The organism is Rhizobium leguminosarum (assembly GCF_010668065.1).
GTDB lineage: Bacteria > Pseudomonadota > Alphaproteobacteria > Rhizobiales > Rhizobiaceae > Rhizobium > Rhizobium leguminosarum_S.
On the sequence record NZ_WUEN01000005.1, the window covers coordinates 244,710 to 261,363 of the forward strand.

15 protein-coding genes are annotated in these 16,654 nt (G+C 61.5%); 3 read left to right on the forward strand and 12 right to left on the reverse strand.

The genetic code is table 11. The annotated features are described in order from the left end of the window. Positions 1-141: 141 nt before the first annotated feature. The 9 genes from GR198_RS16410 to GR198_RS36115 form a co-directional block, all read right to left on the reverse strand. Entirely contained in the window at positions 142-1,980 is a 1,839-nt protein-coding gene (locus tag GR198_RS16410; RefSeq protein ID WP_164069262.1) for an ABC transporter ATP-binding protein, read from the reverse strand. A gap of 24 nt (positions 1,981-2,004) precedes the next feature. Further along, complete coding sequence (locus GR198_RS16415; protein WP_164069263.1) at positions 2,005-2,760, reverse strand: DUF1028 domain-containing protein; 756 nt, start codon at positions 2,758-2,760, stop codon at positions 2,005-2,007. Between the two features lie 2 nt (positions 2,761-2,762). Continuing rightward, complete coding sequence (locus tag GR198_RS16420) at positions 2,763-4,547, reverse strand: gamma-glutamyltransferase family protein (protein ID WP_164069264.1); 1,785 nt, start codon at positions 4,545-4,547, stop codon at positions 2,763-2,765. Positions 4,548-4,568: 21 nt separating this feature from the next. Beyond that, positions 4,569-5,444, reverse strand: a complete 876-nt coding sequence (locus tag GR198_RS16425; RefSeq protein ID WP_025396376.1) for an ABC transporter permease — start codon at positions 5,442-5,444, stop codon at positions 4,569-4,571. Continuing rightward, positions 5,441-6,388 (reverse strand): ABC transporter permease, encoded by a 948-nt coding sequence (locus GR198_RS16430; RefSeq protein WP_003543697.1) that lies wholly within the window; start codon positions 6,386-6,388, stop codon positions 5,441-5,443. Before GR198_RS16430 ends, GR198_RS16425 begins: the two co-directional genes overlap by 4 nt. Positions 6,389-6,513: 125 nt before the next feature. Further along, complete coding sequence (locus GR198_RS16435) at positions 6,514-8,022, reverse strand: ABC transporter substrate-binding protein (RefSeq protein ID WP_017989760.1); 1,509 nt, start codon at positions 8,020-8,022, stop codon at positions 6,514-6,516. A gap of 93 nt (positions 8,023-8,115) precedes the next feature. Further along, positions 8,116-8,847 (reverse strand): FadR/GntR family transcriptional regulator, encoded by a 732-nt coding sequence (locus tag GR198_RS16440; RefSeq protein WP_017989759.1) that lies wholly within the window; start codon positions 8,845-8,847, stop codon positions 8,116-8,118. Between the two features lie 209 nt (positions 8,848-9,056). Next, the gene (locus GR198_RS16445; protein ID WP_164069265.1) at positions 9,057-10,499 is read right to left on the reverse strand and encodes a M81 family metallopeptidase; all 1,443 of its coding nucleotides are present in this window, start codon (positions 10,497-10,499) and stop codon (positions 9,057-9,059) included. 8 nt (positions 10,500-10,507) lie between these two features. Further along, positions 10,508-10,642 carry a hypothetical protein gene (locus GR198_RS36115; RefSeq protein WP_261319994.1) on the reverse strand — a complete coding sequence of 45 codons (135 nt, stop codon included), beginning with the start codon at positions 10,640-10,642 and terminating at the stop codon, positions 10,508-10,510. A 769-nt stretch (positions 10,643-11,411) separates the two neighbouring features. Here GR198_RS36115 and GR198_RS16450 point away from each other — a divergent pair. The 3 genes from GR198_RS16450 to GR198_RS16460 all read left to right on the forward strand — a co-directional run bounded on the left by GR198_RS16450 (position 11,412) and on the right by GR198_RS16460 (position 14,954). Next, positions 11,412-12,362 (forward strand): helix-turn-helix domain-containing protein, encoded by a 951-nt coding sequence (locus GR198_RS16450; protein ID WP_164026364.1) that lies wholly within the window; start codon positions 11,412-11,414, stop codon positions 12,360-12,362. 442 nt (positions 12,363-12,804) lie between these two features. Then, positions 12,805-13,635 carry an alpha/beta fold hydrolase gene (locus GR198_RS16455; protein ID WP_020052076.1) on the forward strand — a complete coding sequence of 277 codons (831 nt, stop codon included), beginning with the start codon at positions 12,805-12,807 and terminating at the stop codon, positions 13,633-13,635. A 113-nt stretch (positions 13,636-13,748) separates the two neighbouring features. Next, positions 13,749-14,954 (forward strand): NAD(P)/FAD-dependent oxidoreductase, encoded by a 1,206-nt coding sequence (locus GR198_RS16460; protein ID WP_164026390.1) that lies wholly within the window; start codon positions 13,749-13,751, stop codon positions 14,952-14,954. A gap of 73 nt (positions 14,955-15,027) precedes the next feature. On the opposite strand, the gene GR198_RS16465 is transcribed toward GR198_RS16460, so the two are convergent. From GR198_RS16465 to GR198_RS16475, 3 genes are all read right to left on the reverse strand, one after another. Then, entirely contained in the window at positions 15,028-15,258 is a 231-nt protein-coding gene (locus GR198_RS16465; RefSeq protein ID WP_245279621.1) for a hypothetical protein, read from the reverse strand. 71 nt (positions 15,259-15,329) lie between these two features. After that, entirely contained in the window at positions 15,330-15,755 is a 426-nt protein-coding gene (locus tag GR198_RS16470; RefSeq protein ID WP_164026365.1) for a cupin domain-containing protein, read from the reverse strand. 144 nt (positions 15,756-15,899) lie between these two features. Further along, the gene (locus GR198_RS16475; RefSeq protein WP_029870875.1) at positions 15,900-16,652 is read right to left on the reverse strand and encodes an SDR family oxidoreductase; all 753 of its coding nucleotides are present in this window, start codon (positions 16,650-16,652) and stop codon (positions 15,900-15,902) included. Positions 16,653-16,654: the final 2 nt, after the last annotated feature.

The following is a 16,654-nucleotide window of genomic DNA, read 5'->3' on the forward strand; positions in this document are numbered from 1 at the left end:
CGTTAACAATTATGGGTGAAATAATATCTAGGATAAGTGATATAAGCGGTGCAGCAAAAAGGGTAGGCCGTACCCCGCTGGCACAGGTTATTTCCTGAAATACTTGGCTCCTCGGATGCTCTACTGAGCGGGTTTTCCCGCTCAGGCGGCTTCATCGACCCGCACCAGATGGCCTGCCGTCACTTCCCGGTATCGGCGTGGCGGCGCGACGTAGCCGACCGGGCGGACAGGGCTCTTGAGCTCGTCGGTTCCGAGGTTGCGCTTGATGCCGCGCCGTGAGGGATCGGGAACAGGCACAGCTGCCATCAGCTTCTTCGTGTAGGCGTGCTGCGGGTTGCTGAACAGTTCCGCGCGCGGACCAATCTCGACGATTTCGCCGAGATACATCACCGCGACGCGGTGGCTGACGCGCTCGACCACCGCCATATCGTGGGAAATGAACAGGAAGGCGAGGTTGAGGCTTTGCTGCAGGTCCATTAGCAGATTGCAGACCTGCGCCTTGATCGAAACATCGAGGGCCGAAACGCTTTCGTCGGCGACGATCACCTTCGGATCGAGCGCAAGCGCGCGGGCGATGCAGATGCGCTGGCGCTGACCGCCGGAGAATTCGTGCGGATAACGTTTCATCATATCGGGTTTCAGCCCGACGCGTTCGAGGAGATCGGCCGCCTTGTCGCGGGCCTGGGCGCCAGTGCCGAGGCCATGCTCGGTGATGGGTTCGGCGACGGCGGCGCCGACGGTCATGCGCGGGTTGAGGCTGGCGAAGGGGTCCTGAAAAATCATCTGGATGCTGCGGCGCATCCGTCTGAGACTGGCCGCGTCAAGGCTCAGCACGTCATAGCCGTCGAGGCTGACGCTGCCGCCGTTCGGCTGGACGAGGCGGGTAATCGAGCGACCGGTGGTCGACTTGCCGCAGCCGGATTCGCCGACGAGCGACAGCGTCTCGCCCTGGAAGAGATCGAAAGAGACGTCCTCAACGGCATGGATGGCGCCGGTCTTGCGGCCGAGCAGGCCACCGCGGATGTCGAAACGGGTAACGAGATTCTTGACTTCGAGGATCGGCGTCCGGCGGCGGTCGACGGTATCGGCCACCTCGACCGGCTCGCGGCGTTCGCCGGTCGTGGTATCGACGACCGGGAAACGCAGCGGCCACTTCCGGTCGGCCATCGAGCCGAGGCGCGGCACGGCCGAGAGCAAAGCGCGGGTATAGGGATGCCTGCCGCGATGGAAGATGTCGTCGGTCGTGCCGGTTTCCACCGCCTCGCCGCGATACATGACGATGGTGCGGTCGGCGATTTCGGCGACGACACCCATGTCGTGGGTGATGAACAGCACGGACATGCCCTCTTCTTCCTGCAGCATCTTGATCAGGTCGAGGATCTGGCCCTGGATCGTCACGTCGAGCGCCGTCGTCGGCTCGTCGGCGATCAGCAATTTCGGCCGGCTGGCGAGCGCCATGGCGATCATCACGCGCTGGCGCATGCCGCCCGAGAACTGGTGCGGATATTCATCGAAGCGCGACGCGGCGTTGGGGATGCGGACCTTCTCCAGCAGGCGCACGGTTTCGGCCCGCGCCTCGGCCTTGCCGATATCACCGTGGCAGGTCAGCGCTTCGGAGATCTGGCGGCCGATGGTGAAGATCGGGTTGAGGGATGTCATCGGCTCCTGGAAGATCATGGCGGCGTCGTTGCCGCGCACCCGGCGCATCTCCTTTTCCGAAAGAGCGAGAACATCCTTGCCGTTCAAGCTGATGGCGCCATCGATGCGGCTCGATCCCTTGGCGAGAAGCCGCATGATCGAAAGGGAGGTGACGCTCTTGCCCGAGCCGCTTTCGCCGACGATCGCCACCGTCTCGCCTGGCATGACGTCGAAGGAGACGTCGCGCACCACCGGCTTCCAGTCGCCATCGACGAGGAAGGAGGTCGTCAGGCTCCGGACGGAAAGAACCGGAGAGGCGGAGGCTGAAGAAACATCACTCATGTCGTTCCCTTGGTCTTATCTGGTTCACGTCTTCAAAGGCGTGGCAAAGGAGGCGGAAGGCCTGCCTTCAGCGATGCGGGCCGCTTCCAGCGCCGCGATCTTTTCATCGATCTCGCGCCTGTCAGTCATGCCGTTCGGATTTTGCCGCGTCGCCATCGTCTCGGCGACATGCAGATAACGTTCACCCGCCACCGCATGCAGACGAACAAGTTCGGCGAGCGGATCGGGATGGTCGTCGGCGCGGAGGCTCAGCCAGGGATAATCCTGGTCGCGATGGATGACGAGGGCGGCGGACTGCCTGCCGCGCTTGTCGCCGCCGGCATCTTCGCCTGCCTGCATCGCCAGCAGCAGGCGTTCGGCCAACGGCTTGTCCATCGCCTTGTTGTAGGTGGCAAGCGTCTCAGTGATGACGTCAGGACCTGCGAGCATGTTGCCGGCGACCGAGACGTTTTCGTCGATCAGATGTCCCGCCCAGTCGATGCATGCGGGACCGGTGAAGGCGGCGTTGCGCCCCTTCGCATCGATGAGGTGCAACTGCCGCTGATTGCGGCCGGCGTCAGGCGCAATGAGCTCGGCGATGATCTCCTCCGGCGCCTTGCCTGCAGCCAGCAGCGACAGGCCGTCGACGCCGTAAAGCGGGCTGACGAAGGCCTGGGTAGCAACGGCGCCGATGCCGCCGCGAATATGCGGCACCAGGGCGCCGACGGCAAAGAAGCGGCTCGCGACGGCAATGCCGAGATGACCGGTAAAGGGATCACGGGCGACGATCGACCAGGTCATGACTATCTCCCGATCGCATAGGCCTGCATCAGGCGCGGGGTGGCTGCGGCGCGCAACAGGCCGTCGGCATCGCGTCTCGCAGCGGTCAGCCGACCGATCGTCCAGACATCGGCGACCGTCAGCTTGTGGCCCTTGCGGCGCAGGGCATCGAGGACTTCAGGGCCGAAATTCGCTTCCGCCATCAGGCTGCCGGGTTCGCGGGTGCGCGGATAGAAGGAACCCGGAAAATGCGAGGTATGGAACAGCGGCTGGTCGATCGCCGCCTGCAGGTTCAGCTTGTGGTGCGCATAACGCAGGAAGAAGGAGAGTTGCCACTGCTCCTGCTGATCGCCGCCCGGTGTGCCGAAGGCGAGCGTCGGGCGGCCCTCATAGAGCCCGAGCGACGGCGTCAGCGTCGTGCGCGGCCGCTTGCCGGGCGCAAGCGACGTCGGCAGGCCCGATTTCAGCCAGAACATCTGGGCGCGGGAATTGAGGCAGAAGCCGAGGCCGGGCACGGTCGGGGAAGATTGCAGCCAGCCGCCGGACGGGGTGACGGAGACCATGTTGCCGTGGCGGTCGATGACGTCGATATGCACGGTGTCACCGCGTTTTTCGGAAAGATGCGCCATGGTCGGCTCGTAGACGGCGCCGGTCTTGGAATCTGTGCCGAGCATCTTCATCGTCAGATCATGCTGCGCTTCGAAGCCCGGAACGATGCCGGGACGAAGATCGAAGGAGGCGTCCGCGCCGACCAGCTTGCGGCGCTCGGCGGCATAGGTCTCCGACAGCAGATGCGCGATGGGAACCTCCGAAAAATCAGGATCGCCGTAATAGACTTCGCGGTCGGCGAAGGCGAGCTTCATCGCTTCGACGACGGTATGGACGAAATCGGCGCCAGCGGGGTTCATCGCGGCGAGATCAAAGCCTTTGAGGATCGACAGGGTCTGCAGGAAGACCGGACCCTGGCCCCAGGGGCCGATCTTGGCGATCGTCCAGCCATGATAATCATAGGTCAGCGGCTCCTCGATCGTTGCCGACCAGTTCGCCATATCGCTGGCAGTCAAAACGCCCTTGTGGCGGTTGCCGCTCGCATCCATCACCTCGGCGGTTTTGAGATAATCGTCGATCTTCTCGGCGACGAAGCCGCGATAGAAGGCGTCGCGGGCCGCCTCGACCTGCGCTTCCCGGCCGCTTTTCACTTCCGCCTCGGCAATGACGCGCTTCCAGGTTTCGGCAAGCACCGGATTCCTGAAATTCGCATGCGCTTCGGGGGCGCTGCCGCCTGGCAGCCATGTCTCGTAGGAGGTCGGCCATTCCTTCTCGAAGAAGGCGGCGAGCCCCTTGATCGTGGCGGAGACGCGCGGCAGCATCGGATGGCCGTGCTCGGCGTAATAGATCGCCGGTTCCAGCACATCGCGCACGCTCATCGAGCCATAGTCGCGCAGCATCAGCATCCAGCCATCGAAGGAGCCGGGGATGACGGTCGCAAGCAGACCGTCGCCGGGGATCAGGCTCAGGCCCTCCGCCGTATAGTGTTCGATCGTCGCACCCGCGGGGGCGGGTCCCTGCGCGCAGATGACCTCGACCTTGTCCTTCTTCTTCGAATAGATCACCGCCGGCATATCGCCGCCCGGACCGCAAAGATGCGGCTCGACGATCTGTAGCACGAAGCCCGTCGCCACTGCCGCGTCGAAAGCGTTGCCGCCCTTTTCGAGAATGCTCATGCCGACGGCCGAAGCGATCCAGTGCGTGGAAGTGACGACGCCGAAGGTGCCGAGGATTTCTGGACGGGTCGTGAAAGCGGTCATATCGAATGTCCTTTCAAGAAATCATGCTTCGCGCGGATCGAGCGCATCGCGCAGGCCGTCGCCTAAGAGATTGAAACCGATGACGACGAGGAAGATCGCGGCTCCCGGCCACATCGCCATCCATGGCGCCTGGGAGAGGAAATTCTTGGCGACGTTGAGCATCGAGCCCCAGCTCGGCGCCGGCGGCTGCTGCCCGAGGCCGAGGAAGGAAAGGCTCGCCTCGGCGATGATCGCCGTTGCGATGGTCAGCGTCGCCTGGACGAGGATCGGGGCAAAAACATTCGGCAGGATGTAGCGGGTGATGATGCTCGAGGACCGGAGGCCGATCGAGCGGGCGCCCTCGACATATTCCTCGGTCTTGACCGAAAGCACCTGGCCGCGCGTCAGCCGCACGAAGACCGGCATGGCCGAAAGGCCGATCGCGATCATCGCATTGGTCAGGCTCGGGCCGAGAAAGGCTGCGAGCGCGATCGCAGTGATGAGGAAAGGCATCGCCAGAAAGGCTTCGGTGATGCGGGAGATCACCATGTCGATCCAGCCGCCGAAATAACCGGCGATCAGGCCGAAGGGCACGCCGATGACAACGGCAATGGCGACCGAGAAGACGCCGGCCATCAGCGAGGCCTGCGCCCCCCAGATCATCCGGGAAAGAATGTCGCGGCCGATGTCGTCGGTGCCGAGCCAATGGGCGGCGGAGGGCGCCTTGCGGATCGCCGACCAGCTTGTGGCGTTCGGATCGGGAATCGGAAGGAGGGGGGCGGCAATGGCGAGAATGGCGAAGAAGGCGATGATCGCGAGGCCGACGAGGGCGCCCTTGTTGGCCCTCAGCTTGCGCCAGGCGCGGCTCGGGGTGCGGTCGATCGCGGAGGGAATGCCGGTCTCACCGATTGCGGTCATAGGGCGGCCCTCATGCGCGGATTGAGCAGGACATAGAGAATATCGGCCAAGAGGTTCATCAGGATGAAGCCGATCGCCGTGCAGATCACCACACCCTGGACGACGGCGTAGTCACGGTTGAAGACCGCGTCGACGATGAGCTTTCCGAAACCCGGAATGGTGAAGATCTGCTCGGTCAGCACGGCGCCGGCAAGCAGTTCGCCAAAGAGCAGCGCGGTCAACGTCACGATCGGCAGCATCGCGTTGCGGAAGCTGTGCTCGAGCACGACAGTGCTTTCCGGCAGTCCCTTGGCGCGCGCGGTGCGGATATAATCGGCGCTCAGCACGCTGAGCATTGCCGAGCGGGTATGCCGCATCAGCGTCGCCGCCAGCGCATTGCCGAGCACGAAGGATGGCATCAGCATGGTTTCCAGCGAACGCAGCGGATTGCTGAAGAAGGGTTCGTAGCCTGATGCCGGCAACCAGCCGAGATTGACCGAAACCAGCAGGATCAGCATGATGCCGAGCCAGAAATTCGGGATCGACAGGCCGGTCAGCGCGATGATGTTGGCGAGATAGTCGATCATCGTGTTCTTCTTGACGGCCGCCAGGATGCCCATCGGCACGCCGATGACAAAGGCGAAGATCATCGACATGATGGCAAGCTGGATGGTGACCGGCAGCTTTTCGCCAATGAGCTGCAGAACCGGCTGGTTGGTGCGCAGCGAGATGCCGAGGTCGCCCTGCAGGGCCGCACCCAGCCAGCGGACATATTGATAGGGCACGGGATCGTTCAACCGGTACTTCTCGCGCAGGAATTCGAGAACCTGCGGGTCGCGTTCCTCGCCGGCCATGGCAAGGATAGGGTCGCCGGGCAGCAGCTTCTGCAGCGAGAAGACGAAGACCGAAATGATCAAAAGCGTCGGTATGGCGACCAAGAGCCGTTTGGCGATGTAGGTGTACATGGGCGATCCTGACACGACTGGGGTCATGCGGCGGAGGGTTTCCGCCGCATGATTTGCTGGATCAAAAAGTAGAGCATGATGTCGTCCGAAAACCGCTCACAGTTTTCGGCATCATGCTCTAGGGATCAGCCGGCTTTCTTGACGCCGACAAGGCGGATCATGCCATCCGGCGACGGAACGAAGCCGGTGATGTTCTTGTGCAGCGCCCAGATCCAGGACTGATGGCCGAGATAGATGATCGGCAGATCGTCGTTGAGGATGACGGCGGCGGCATCATATTTCTGCTTGCGCACGGCATCGTCGGTCGATGCACGGGCTTCGTTCAGCAGCTTGTCCACCTCGGCGTTGCAGTATTTCGTGTCGTTGATGCCGCCCTTGCAGGTGATGAACTGATGGATGTTGCCGTCGGGATCGACGCGGCCGGACCAGTCCGAACGGCTGAGCTGATAATTGCCGGCCGTCTGTTCGCTCAGCAGCGTGGCGAATTCCGTCGATTTCAGGCTGACGTCAAAGCCGGCTTCGCCGACCATCGACTGGATGATCTGCATCATCTGCATGGCAACGGGATTGTTTGGGATCTGCAGCTCGATCGGCACGCGGTCGAAGCCGGCTTCCTTGATCAGCGCCTTGGCCTTGTCGAGATCGCGGGCGGGGACGGGAATATCCTTGTCGAACCACGGGCTGCTCGGCGGGAAGGGCTGGTTGCCGGAAACCGCCGTGCCTTCATAGACGATCTGGTTGACGGCATCGCGGTCGATCGCCAGCGAGAAGGCCTGGCGCAAGCGTTTGTCCTTGCCGAAAGGATTGTCGGCACGCGCGCCGTTGCCGATATTGGTATAGAGCGCCATGTAGCCGGTGCCGACGGCATCGGCATAGACCAGGCTCGAATCCGCCTTCACGGCTTCAGCGTCGGTCGCGGCCAGACGCTCGATCATGTCGAGATCGCCGGACCGCAGATTGGCGAGGCGCACCGTCGTATCCGGGATCGGCAGATAGGTGAGCTTGTCGATGAAGATCTTGTCCTTGTTCCAGTAGTCCTGGAACTTTTCGAGCACGATGCGGTCCTGCTGGACGCGTTCGACGAACTTGAACGGACCGGCGCAGACCGGGTGATCGCCGAACTTGGCGCCGAGTTCCTTGGCGGCCTTCGGCGAGACGATCATGCCGGCGCGGTCGGAAAGCTGGGCAAGAAGCGTGACATCAGGCGCCTTGAGGGTGAACTTGACCTCGTATTCGCTTGTCGCCTCGACCTTTGCGACCGAGCTGAGCTCGCTCTTGCGGCGTGATTCCGGCAGGGTGATGTTGCGCTCGATGGTGGCGACGACGGCTTCGGCGTTGAAGGGGGTCTCATCATGGAACTTGACGCCCTGGCGCAGCTTCATGGTGAGCTCTTTGCCGTCGGCCGACCAGCTCCATTCGGTGGCAAGCTGCGGCACGATCTTCAGGTCCGGTGAGACGTCGACCAGCTTGTCGCACATCGCGGTATAGACGATGCGGCCGACGAAGGTGCGCGACTGTGCGGGATCGAGCACGTCGGCATCGTCCTGCAGACCGATCTTCAGGTCGACGGCGAAGGCAGGAAGTGCAAACAGTGCGCCGGCAACGGCGGTGGTCAGCAATTTGGCGATCTTCATTCCATTCTCCTCTGTCTATTTTTGTTTGGTTTTTGCTTCCATTCCGGCGGTTATGGCCCGCCCGTATTTTTTCTCCCGGCTCACCTCCCCTGTTCAGGCGAGGGTCTTGTCGGCCTCCGTTTCGCTGTGGTCGAGCGAGGTGATGCGGACGAGGCTTTCCTGCAGCGTCAGCAGATGCTGGCGCATCGCTTCGCCTGCCCTGGCCGGATCACGAGCGGCGATCGCATCGACGATCGCCGTATGCTGGTTAAAGGTGACGGGCCGCGTCCGGCTGGCGCTGCGGGCGCGCTCGCGGATCGTCTGCCAGGCCTCGTCCTGGCGCACCCGGTTGATGACGTCGAAGATGGTGAGGAAAAAACCGTTGCCGGCGCATTGGGCGATCTGGCGGTGCAGCGCTCCGTCCCAGAGTTCGCGCCCGTCGGCATCGGTGCTTTCGTAGATCTTCTTCACCAGATCGTACATGCGCTCGATATCGGCGGCCTTGGCGCGCATGGCGGCAAGCTGGGCGAGCTGCGGCTCGATGCGCAGGCGCACTTCCATGACTTCCATGAGATCGGTGCCGGCAACGATCGAGCCGACATGATCGCTCCAGCCATCGGGGCGCGGACCGGCATAGGTGCCGGAGCCTTGGCGGCGCCAGACGCGCCCCTCGGCCTCCAGCACTTCGAGGGCTCGGCGGACAGCACGGCGGCCGACGCCCAGCATTTCCGAAAGGGTGCGCTCGGTCGGCAGCTTGCCGTCGGCGTCGAGACTGTCGGACCGCAAGAGAGCCCTCAGCCTCTCCAGCGCATAATTCGAATTGCCCTGCGTCTCATCCATCGGCATTCGCTTAAATGGTCCGTACCAATTTTCTATTGGTTCAGTGCAAACCAAAACGCAGCGACCGTCAAGCGCTTTTTTGTGCAAATGGAAATCTGCCCGTTTTTTGCTCAAACCCGCAATTGACCCGATATGGGAAACGGTCGATCGCGCCGACAGGGCGGCGGCGCGATCGACACTATCATCCAGAAAAACGCAATTGGTTCAGGTGAATCTCAGGCCGGCGTCGAGCGCGCGGAGAGAAAGACCTGCGGCTCGAAGGCGAAATCCTTGTCGAAGGGATAGGTCGGATGCTGCTTGCGCAGCCGCGGCAGGCGCTCGACGAACTGGTCGACGACGCCTGTTGATAGCGCCATCAGGTTCGGATTGGCGATCGGCGCCAGCTCCGGCGAGAGATAGCCCGACTTGACGACGATGATCCTCGCCTGGTGCGGGTCGAGGCCGAGCCGGGTGAAATCGACGATGTTGTGATAGGGCCGACGCTTGGCGGAAAGCACGAGATCGATACCACTGACCGAAACCACCGCCTGGCGGTCAGTGGGATCTGATGTCTCATGCAGGAACTTGACCGTGAAGCGGGCGATGACCGGCTTGCTACCCTTGGTGTCGAGCGAAGCGCCGACGCTGAGCTCCAGTTCCGCGCCGATGCCGGCGGCATAACAGGCCTCGGTCCCCGCCTTGTCGGCGATGCCGGCGAAGACGACGCCGGTGGCCTCCCTGGCGATCAACTCGGCCAGCACATCGGCCCGGTCCCCGACACCGCCACCGGTGGGGTTGTCGCCGGATTCGGCCAGAACAACAGGGGCGGTCGGGCTTGCGATCGCCCTTTCGACGCATTCCTCGACTGAGCCTGTTTCGCAGCCGAAGACAAAGTCCTCGCGCGCATCCCAATAAGCCCTCGCGAGGCGTTTCGCCTCGCGCTCCAGCACGGTGCGGTCGGTGCCGGTCATGATGGCGGCGGCGGTGGCGCGCGGTTCGTCGGCCCAGACATAACCGACCATCAGCGATGCGTCCCAGACGCCGTCGATCGCATCGATCCCGGGCAGCATGTCATAGAGGCTCTTTGCCGGCTCATCGACGGTGCTGGTGCGCTCGCCGGGCAGCACGACGGGGATCGGCGCCCAGAGGAGGCTCGGCCTCTCGCCGGTTTTCAGGCTCTTTACCAGCATGGAGACGGAGCGGCGCATCGTCTCCTCGACATCGATATGCGGCGCGGTGCGATAGGTGGAATAGATATCGAGCGCATCGATGATGCGCTGGGTGACGTTGCCGTGCAGGTCGTAGCTTGCCGAAACCGTGCAATCCTCGCCGACCAGCGCACGGGCCGCGCTGATCCAATCGCCTTCGGCATCCTCGATGCCCTCGACATACATGGCGCCGTGCATGGCGAGATAGAGACCGTCGAGCGGCAGCATCGGCTTCAGCCGCTCGAGGAATTCGCCCTTGAAGGTCTCGTAGGTGGCCCGCGAAACCGGGCCGCCGGCAATGGCCCGGGCATGGACCGTCGGAAGGAACTCGGCGTCATAATCCCTGAGGAAGGCGAAATAGGGCGCGGCCAGCAGCGCCTCGCCGCGCAAGACGCGAAAATCCTTCTCCTCGTTCAGGACGGGATTGTATGTGCTGCACTCGGTATGAATGCCACCGACGGCGATGCGCATGGGAAACCTCAGTTGATGTTGGGAGCGATCAGGAAGTTATGGGCGATAGTGCCGGCGGCACTCTCGGCCGGGGCGTCGGCATCGACGCGCTGGGTGCGGATCGGCATCGCCCGAAGGAGTTCGTGCTGCGATAAAATGAACATTGGGGTCCGATCCGAAGACGCGTCCTTTTTCGCTTCGACAATAAGTTTACAAACGAACCAATCAACCAAAATAAATTACAATCTTGATCTTCTAAGCCGGCGTCGAGGTGGAAGGTGCCGTAATCAGTGAGCCTCCGACCAGCTCGGTTTCTTCCTTCGGATGCCGCGCCGATTGCTGCCGACAAACGCGTCAGCATCGCCATAAAGAAAAAATCCCACTTCGGGATCCCGAAATTCCCCTGCTTCGGGATTCCGAAATTCGCCGCGTTTTGGGCGGTGTTGCCGCGGGGAAACATCCAATGATTTCAACACCGCAACCAATTTCGGGATTCCGAAGTGCTATATAGATTATGGTGGGGGCGTGCTGGCCGATGAAGTCAGCGAAGCGCTCGACCGGTTCGCCGAACAGGAAGTCGATGCGCCAACCACTCCACATGAGTTTTGGAACCCATACGGTCCCTTGCCGTGCGATGGCGCAAGGGCGTCAATCGTGGCGCTATGCAAACAGCTAATTTTATTGGTTGAGAACGAGGTCCAGTGGCGAAGGCAACCTATCCTAGAGAATAGGTTTTTGCCCTCGAAAGTTTTTGATATTTACGCTGCATCGCACAACGCGAATAATCAAAAGCACGGCGAAATCGCTCGCGACATTGGGGTATGTCATGGGTAGTAGGACTGACAACGTCGGCCACCATAGGCGGATGCTCAATGAGCCCGCGATTGTTGTCGGGATCGCACATAGGCAGCGCCTGTCAACGAGCGCACAACCATGAGCTTGCCTGGCTCCAGCGATCCTCTCGAGAGCTCGCCGGATGAGACAATCGAGGCCCGCCGGGACGAAATGCCGGCTGCTGACCTGAATCCTGCAAACGAGATGTCGCGCGTTCTGAGGACTGCGCCAATTCATCTTGCGGCAGACCCCTCCGGCGGTGCAATCGCCCACTGGAATCACGGCCCCTTGCATGATGTCGTCGAGCCCATGACCGACCACGTCATCATGGCTTACAACGGCGCGATACAGCGCATGGAACGGCGGTCCGGAAGATCGATCGAGAGCGGAACGTTTCGTCGCGGGGTTGTGATCATCATCCCGGCTGGATCAAGCTCCCGATGGGATATTCCAAAACCGGTTGATGTCGTTCAACTCTATCTTCCTCGCTCGACGCTGACGCGCATCGCCGACGAAACCGATACTTTCACGCCGACCGATCTCTTGGAGCGAACGGCGCATCCGGACCTCATTACATCCCGATTGCTCCTGAGCGCAGCCGATGTGCTGGAAGGCAATACGGCACTGGATACATTGTTCAGGCAGCAGTTGACCGACCTTCTGGCTACGCGCCTGCTGGCTGCGCACACAGGCAAGGCACCGAACTATCAGCCGGCGCTCGGTGGCCTCGCGCCGAGCGTGCTGCGCCGGGCCATCGAACGATTGCGGTCGGACGACGACGCGGACGTCTCCCTCGCGGCCCTCGCTGCCGATTCCGGGCTGTCGCGTTTTCATTTCTGTCGCGCTTTCAAGGAAAGCACGGGGCTTTCACCTCACAACTGGCTGCGTCAATATCGGCTCGAGCAAGCCATAAACATGCTGCGCGATCCTCAAAATTCGATTGCGTTGGTCGCAGCCTCCCTCGGCTATGCCTCGCAAACAGCATTTGCAGCTGCATTCCGAAAATTGACCGGTGAAACACCGACTGATTGGCGACGCCGCCACGGCTGACCGCGATCTCCTTTCGCCCTCGCCTCAGATCCGGACTGTCCCGTTCTTCGCGCCATCGGCTCGAGTACGCGACGACCATGCCGCGCAATCCCCCTGGCATGGCGTTGGTCGCGGCCTCACTTGACTGCGCCTCGCAAACAGCCTTGGCCGCCACATTGCTGAAGCTGACCGGTAAAACACCGGGCGATGAACTGCGGCGCACCCGCTAAACCGCAATTGCTCTGCAATGGCGCCAATCCCTCTGGCGCAGCCGTAGACGTGTTTCGCTAAACCACCATTGCGCCCATGCCAAAGGATCCTGCGGAGACAAAGGATGGTCTGGGACACCGATTACGGGTCGGTCGCAACGAAGCGACCCGTAGCGGCTTGCATATCCGATTTTAGCAACTGTCCGTCCGGCGATGACGGGCGCCGAAACAATATTCTCCAAAGGATCAGCACAATGACCTCCATTACAACCAGCGACGGTGTTCAGCTTTTTTACAAGGACTGGGGACCGAAGTCCGCTCAGCCGATCGTCTTTCATCATGGCTGGCCCCTCAGCTCCGACGATTGGGATAATCAAATGCTCTTCTTCCTCGGCAAAGGCTTTCGCGTGATCGCTCATGATCGCCGCGGCCACGGCCGATCGAGCCAGGTGAGCGACGGTCATGACATGGATCACTACGCCTCCGATGTTGCCGCAATGATCGACTACCTCGATCTTCGCAACGCGATCCATGTCGGCCACTCTACCGGCGGCGGTGAAGCCGCGCGGTATGTCGCGCGGTATGGCAAAGGTCGCGTTACCAAACTGATCCTGATTGCGGCCGTGCCGCCATTGATGTTGAAGACCGGCGCCAATCCCGGCGGTTTGCCGATCGAGGCATTCGACGGATTGCGCAGCCAGCTTGCCGCCAACCGTTCACAGTTCTATCGCGATTTTCCGAGCGGCCCCTTCTACGGCTACAACCGCCCGGGTGCCGAGCCGTCGCAGGCGGTGATCTCAAATTGGTGGCGTCAGGGCATGATGGGCGGCGCGAAAGCGCATTACGAAGGCATTAAGGCATTCTCGGAGACGGATTTCACCGAGGACCTGAAGAGCATCACCGTGCCGACGCTGGTGTTGCATGGCGATGACGACCAGATCGTTCCCATCGGTGCTGCCGCTCCATTGTCGGCGAAGCTCCTGCAGGCCGGCACGCTGAAAATCTACGAGAAACTGCCGCATGGGCTGTGCACGACCCATGCAGATGTCGTCAATGCCGACATGTTGGCCTTCATCACCGCCTGAGCGACATCGCTTCACCAATCCGCGCGGCATCGTTGCCGACCATCTCGCCGCCCATCGGGAGCGGCAACGGTGACGCGCGGCCCTTTGAAACTACGAACCATGGAGTGAATAACATGAGACTTGTGATTGTAGGCGCCGGGTTCGCCGGCATGTACGCCGCACTTTCCGCGGCCCGCCTGCGCGATATCGAAGGCGTTTCGCCCGAAGAGCTCGAAATCGCGCTGGTGTCCCCGGAACCGACGCTCGTCATCCGCCCCCGGCTTTACGAGCCGCAGCCCGAGAGCCTGACGGCACCTTTGCAGGATGTATTTGATGCCGTCGATGTCGCCTACGTGCAGGGCAGCGTTGAAGCGGTCGACACGAAGGCCCGCACCGTAGACGTCGTCAATGCCAAGGGCGAACGAAAGTCCCTTCAGTATCATCGCCTTGTGCTCGCCACCGGCAGCCGGCTGTTCCGTCCCAATATCCCCGGCCTCGCCGAATACGCCTTCAGCGTCGATAACATCGATGACGCCGTTGCCCTTGATCGCCACCTGCACGAGCTTGCCAAGATGCCGGCCTCGGCTGCGCGCGACACAATCGTTGTTGCCGGCGCCGGTTTCACTGGTATCGAGGCGGCGACCGAGATGCCTTCGCGGCTGCGGACCCTGTTCGACAAAACCGCCAATCCACGTGTCATTATCGTCGACCGCAGCAGCGCGGTAGCCCCCGACATGGGCGAAGGTCCGCGCCCGATCATCGAGGAAGCACTTCGCAAGCTCGGCGTGGAAACGCGGCTTAATGCCGGCGTTTCATCGCTGGATAGATCCGGAGTTACGCTGAGTACCGGCGAGCATATCGAAACCATGACCGTGATCTGGGCGGCAGGCATACGGGCCAATCCGCTGACCACCAAAATTCCCGGCGAGCGTGACAAGTTCGACCGGCTGCTGGTCGATGGCTGCCTGCGCGTGCCGTCCGTACCCGGCGTCTTTGCCACCGGGGATGCGGCGCGAGCCGCTTGCGACGACTGCGGCAACTATGCACTGATGTCGTGCCAGCACGCCACACGCATGGGCGCCTTCGCGGGCAACAATGCCGCCGCTGAACTGTTGGGCGTGCCAGCACGGCAATATCATCAGGAAGCCTATGTCACCTGCCTCGACCTCGGCGATGCCGGAGCCCTCTTTACGCGAGGATGGGATCGCAAGGTGGAGATGGTCGGCGATAAAGCGAAGGCGACCAAGCAGGAGATCAACACCGTCTGGATCTATCCACCGAAGCCCGAGCGCGCCGCTGCGCTGGCCTCAGCGGATCCGGAGCACGTGACCAAACTGTGATCGGATCCCGAGATGAGGCTGCGCTCTGAATAAGAGCGCAGCTTGCCATATTCCGGCTTGTTAATGACCCAACTCATCTTTCATCGATCATTTCTTCGCGAGCGCTTTCGGCTCGTAAACAATCTTTGAAGGCGTGCGATACCATCGGGCTGGTGCGGCGCAATGCTTGCCATAAAAGGCACGAGAGCACGCTGGTAAAGAAAGGGATCTGGACGATCAGGCGACCTGTCGGACGGTTTCCGATCCCGGCAATTCCCAGAGTGTTGAACAGGACGAGCACCAGGAAGTTGTCATCACCTGACATAGCCGGGTCCACCGATCATGCTTTGCGTCAATGAACCGCCGGGCACGACATCGTGTGCCCGGCCAGATCGCCTATTTCTTGATTGGGAAGGTCAGTTCCTGCTCATCGGTATCAACCACGAAGACAGCGAGGAGCTTTGCCGGCTTAGTCTTGCTGGCGTTCTCGCTGACACCGTGGCGATCGCCCGGAAATTCCGAAAAGCTTTCACCGGCGCTATAGACAGTGACGGGGCCATCATTGACCTGACTGCTGATCGCGCCTTCGAGAACGGTCGCGTATATGAAGGCGGACACTGGATGTGTATGGCCCTCCGAGAAACCACCCGGAGCATATTCGACGAGAACGCCCTTCATGCTCTTGCCGGGTACGTTCGGCAGTTTGTGGTCATAGACCAGCGTAACCTTTGCGCCGTCCCCGCCACCGGGCGCATCATGCGCAAGAGCCGAACCTGACAGGAGAGCCGTCAATGCGGCGGCAAAAGCCAATGACTTGATCATGTTTATCGTCCTTTCATGATTTGGAGTAGATCGTGTGCTCTTTAACATATTGTTTTTATTCATCTTTTCTATGTTTGGCGTAGCCATCAAAATGTAGTGCTACGGGCGCATGGGCCGCTTATCAGGCGGCCCACGCGCAACTCGTTATTTTCTGGGCGTTGTCGCAAACCAATCGTCGAAACCGACGCGGCCGATGCGAGGATGATTGTCGGAGACGAGGGAACCGTCTTCCAGTTTGGTGCCGAAATAGCGGGCATCCGGATCTGCGATAACGGTGCGGGAATCTCCGATCGCCTTGAGGTAGCGCGCGGCGAAATCGCAGAGACGGGCGCGCTCGGGGCCGCAGATTTCGATAATGCCGTTAACCGGCGCGGAAAGTGCCGCGTCCGTCACGAAATCGGCGACGTCGTCGGACGCGATCGGCTGCAGGAAACCCGTCGACAAGCGGGCCGTGTCGCCCACCGTGCCCTCTTGGGCGATGCCGCCGAGAAATTCCATGAACTGCGTGGAACGCACGATCGTGTAGGGAGTGCTGGCTTCCCGGATGATCTTTTCCTGGGCGACCTTGGCTCGAAGATAGCCGCTATCCGGCAACCGATCCGTGCCGACGATGGAAAGCGCGATGTGGTGTTTCACGCCGGCCTCGATTTCCGCTGCCACGAGGTTCTTGCCCGCCGTCTGAAAGAATTCGAGCACGGCCTTATCCTCGAAGGACGGCGAGTTCGCGAGGTCTATCACCACCTCGGTATTCTTCAGTGCTTCCGCCAAGCCCTCTCCGGTGAGAGTATTAACTCCGGTTTTCGGGGCAGCGGCAATGACCTCATGCCCTTTCTTGCGCAGGCGCTCTGCGGTCTTGGAACCGATCAGGCCGGTTCCGCCGATAATCACGATTTTCATAA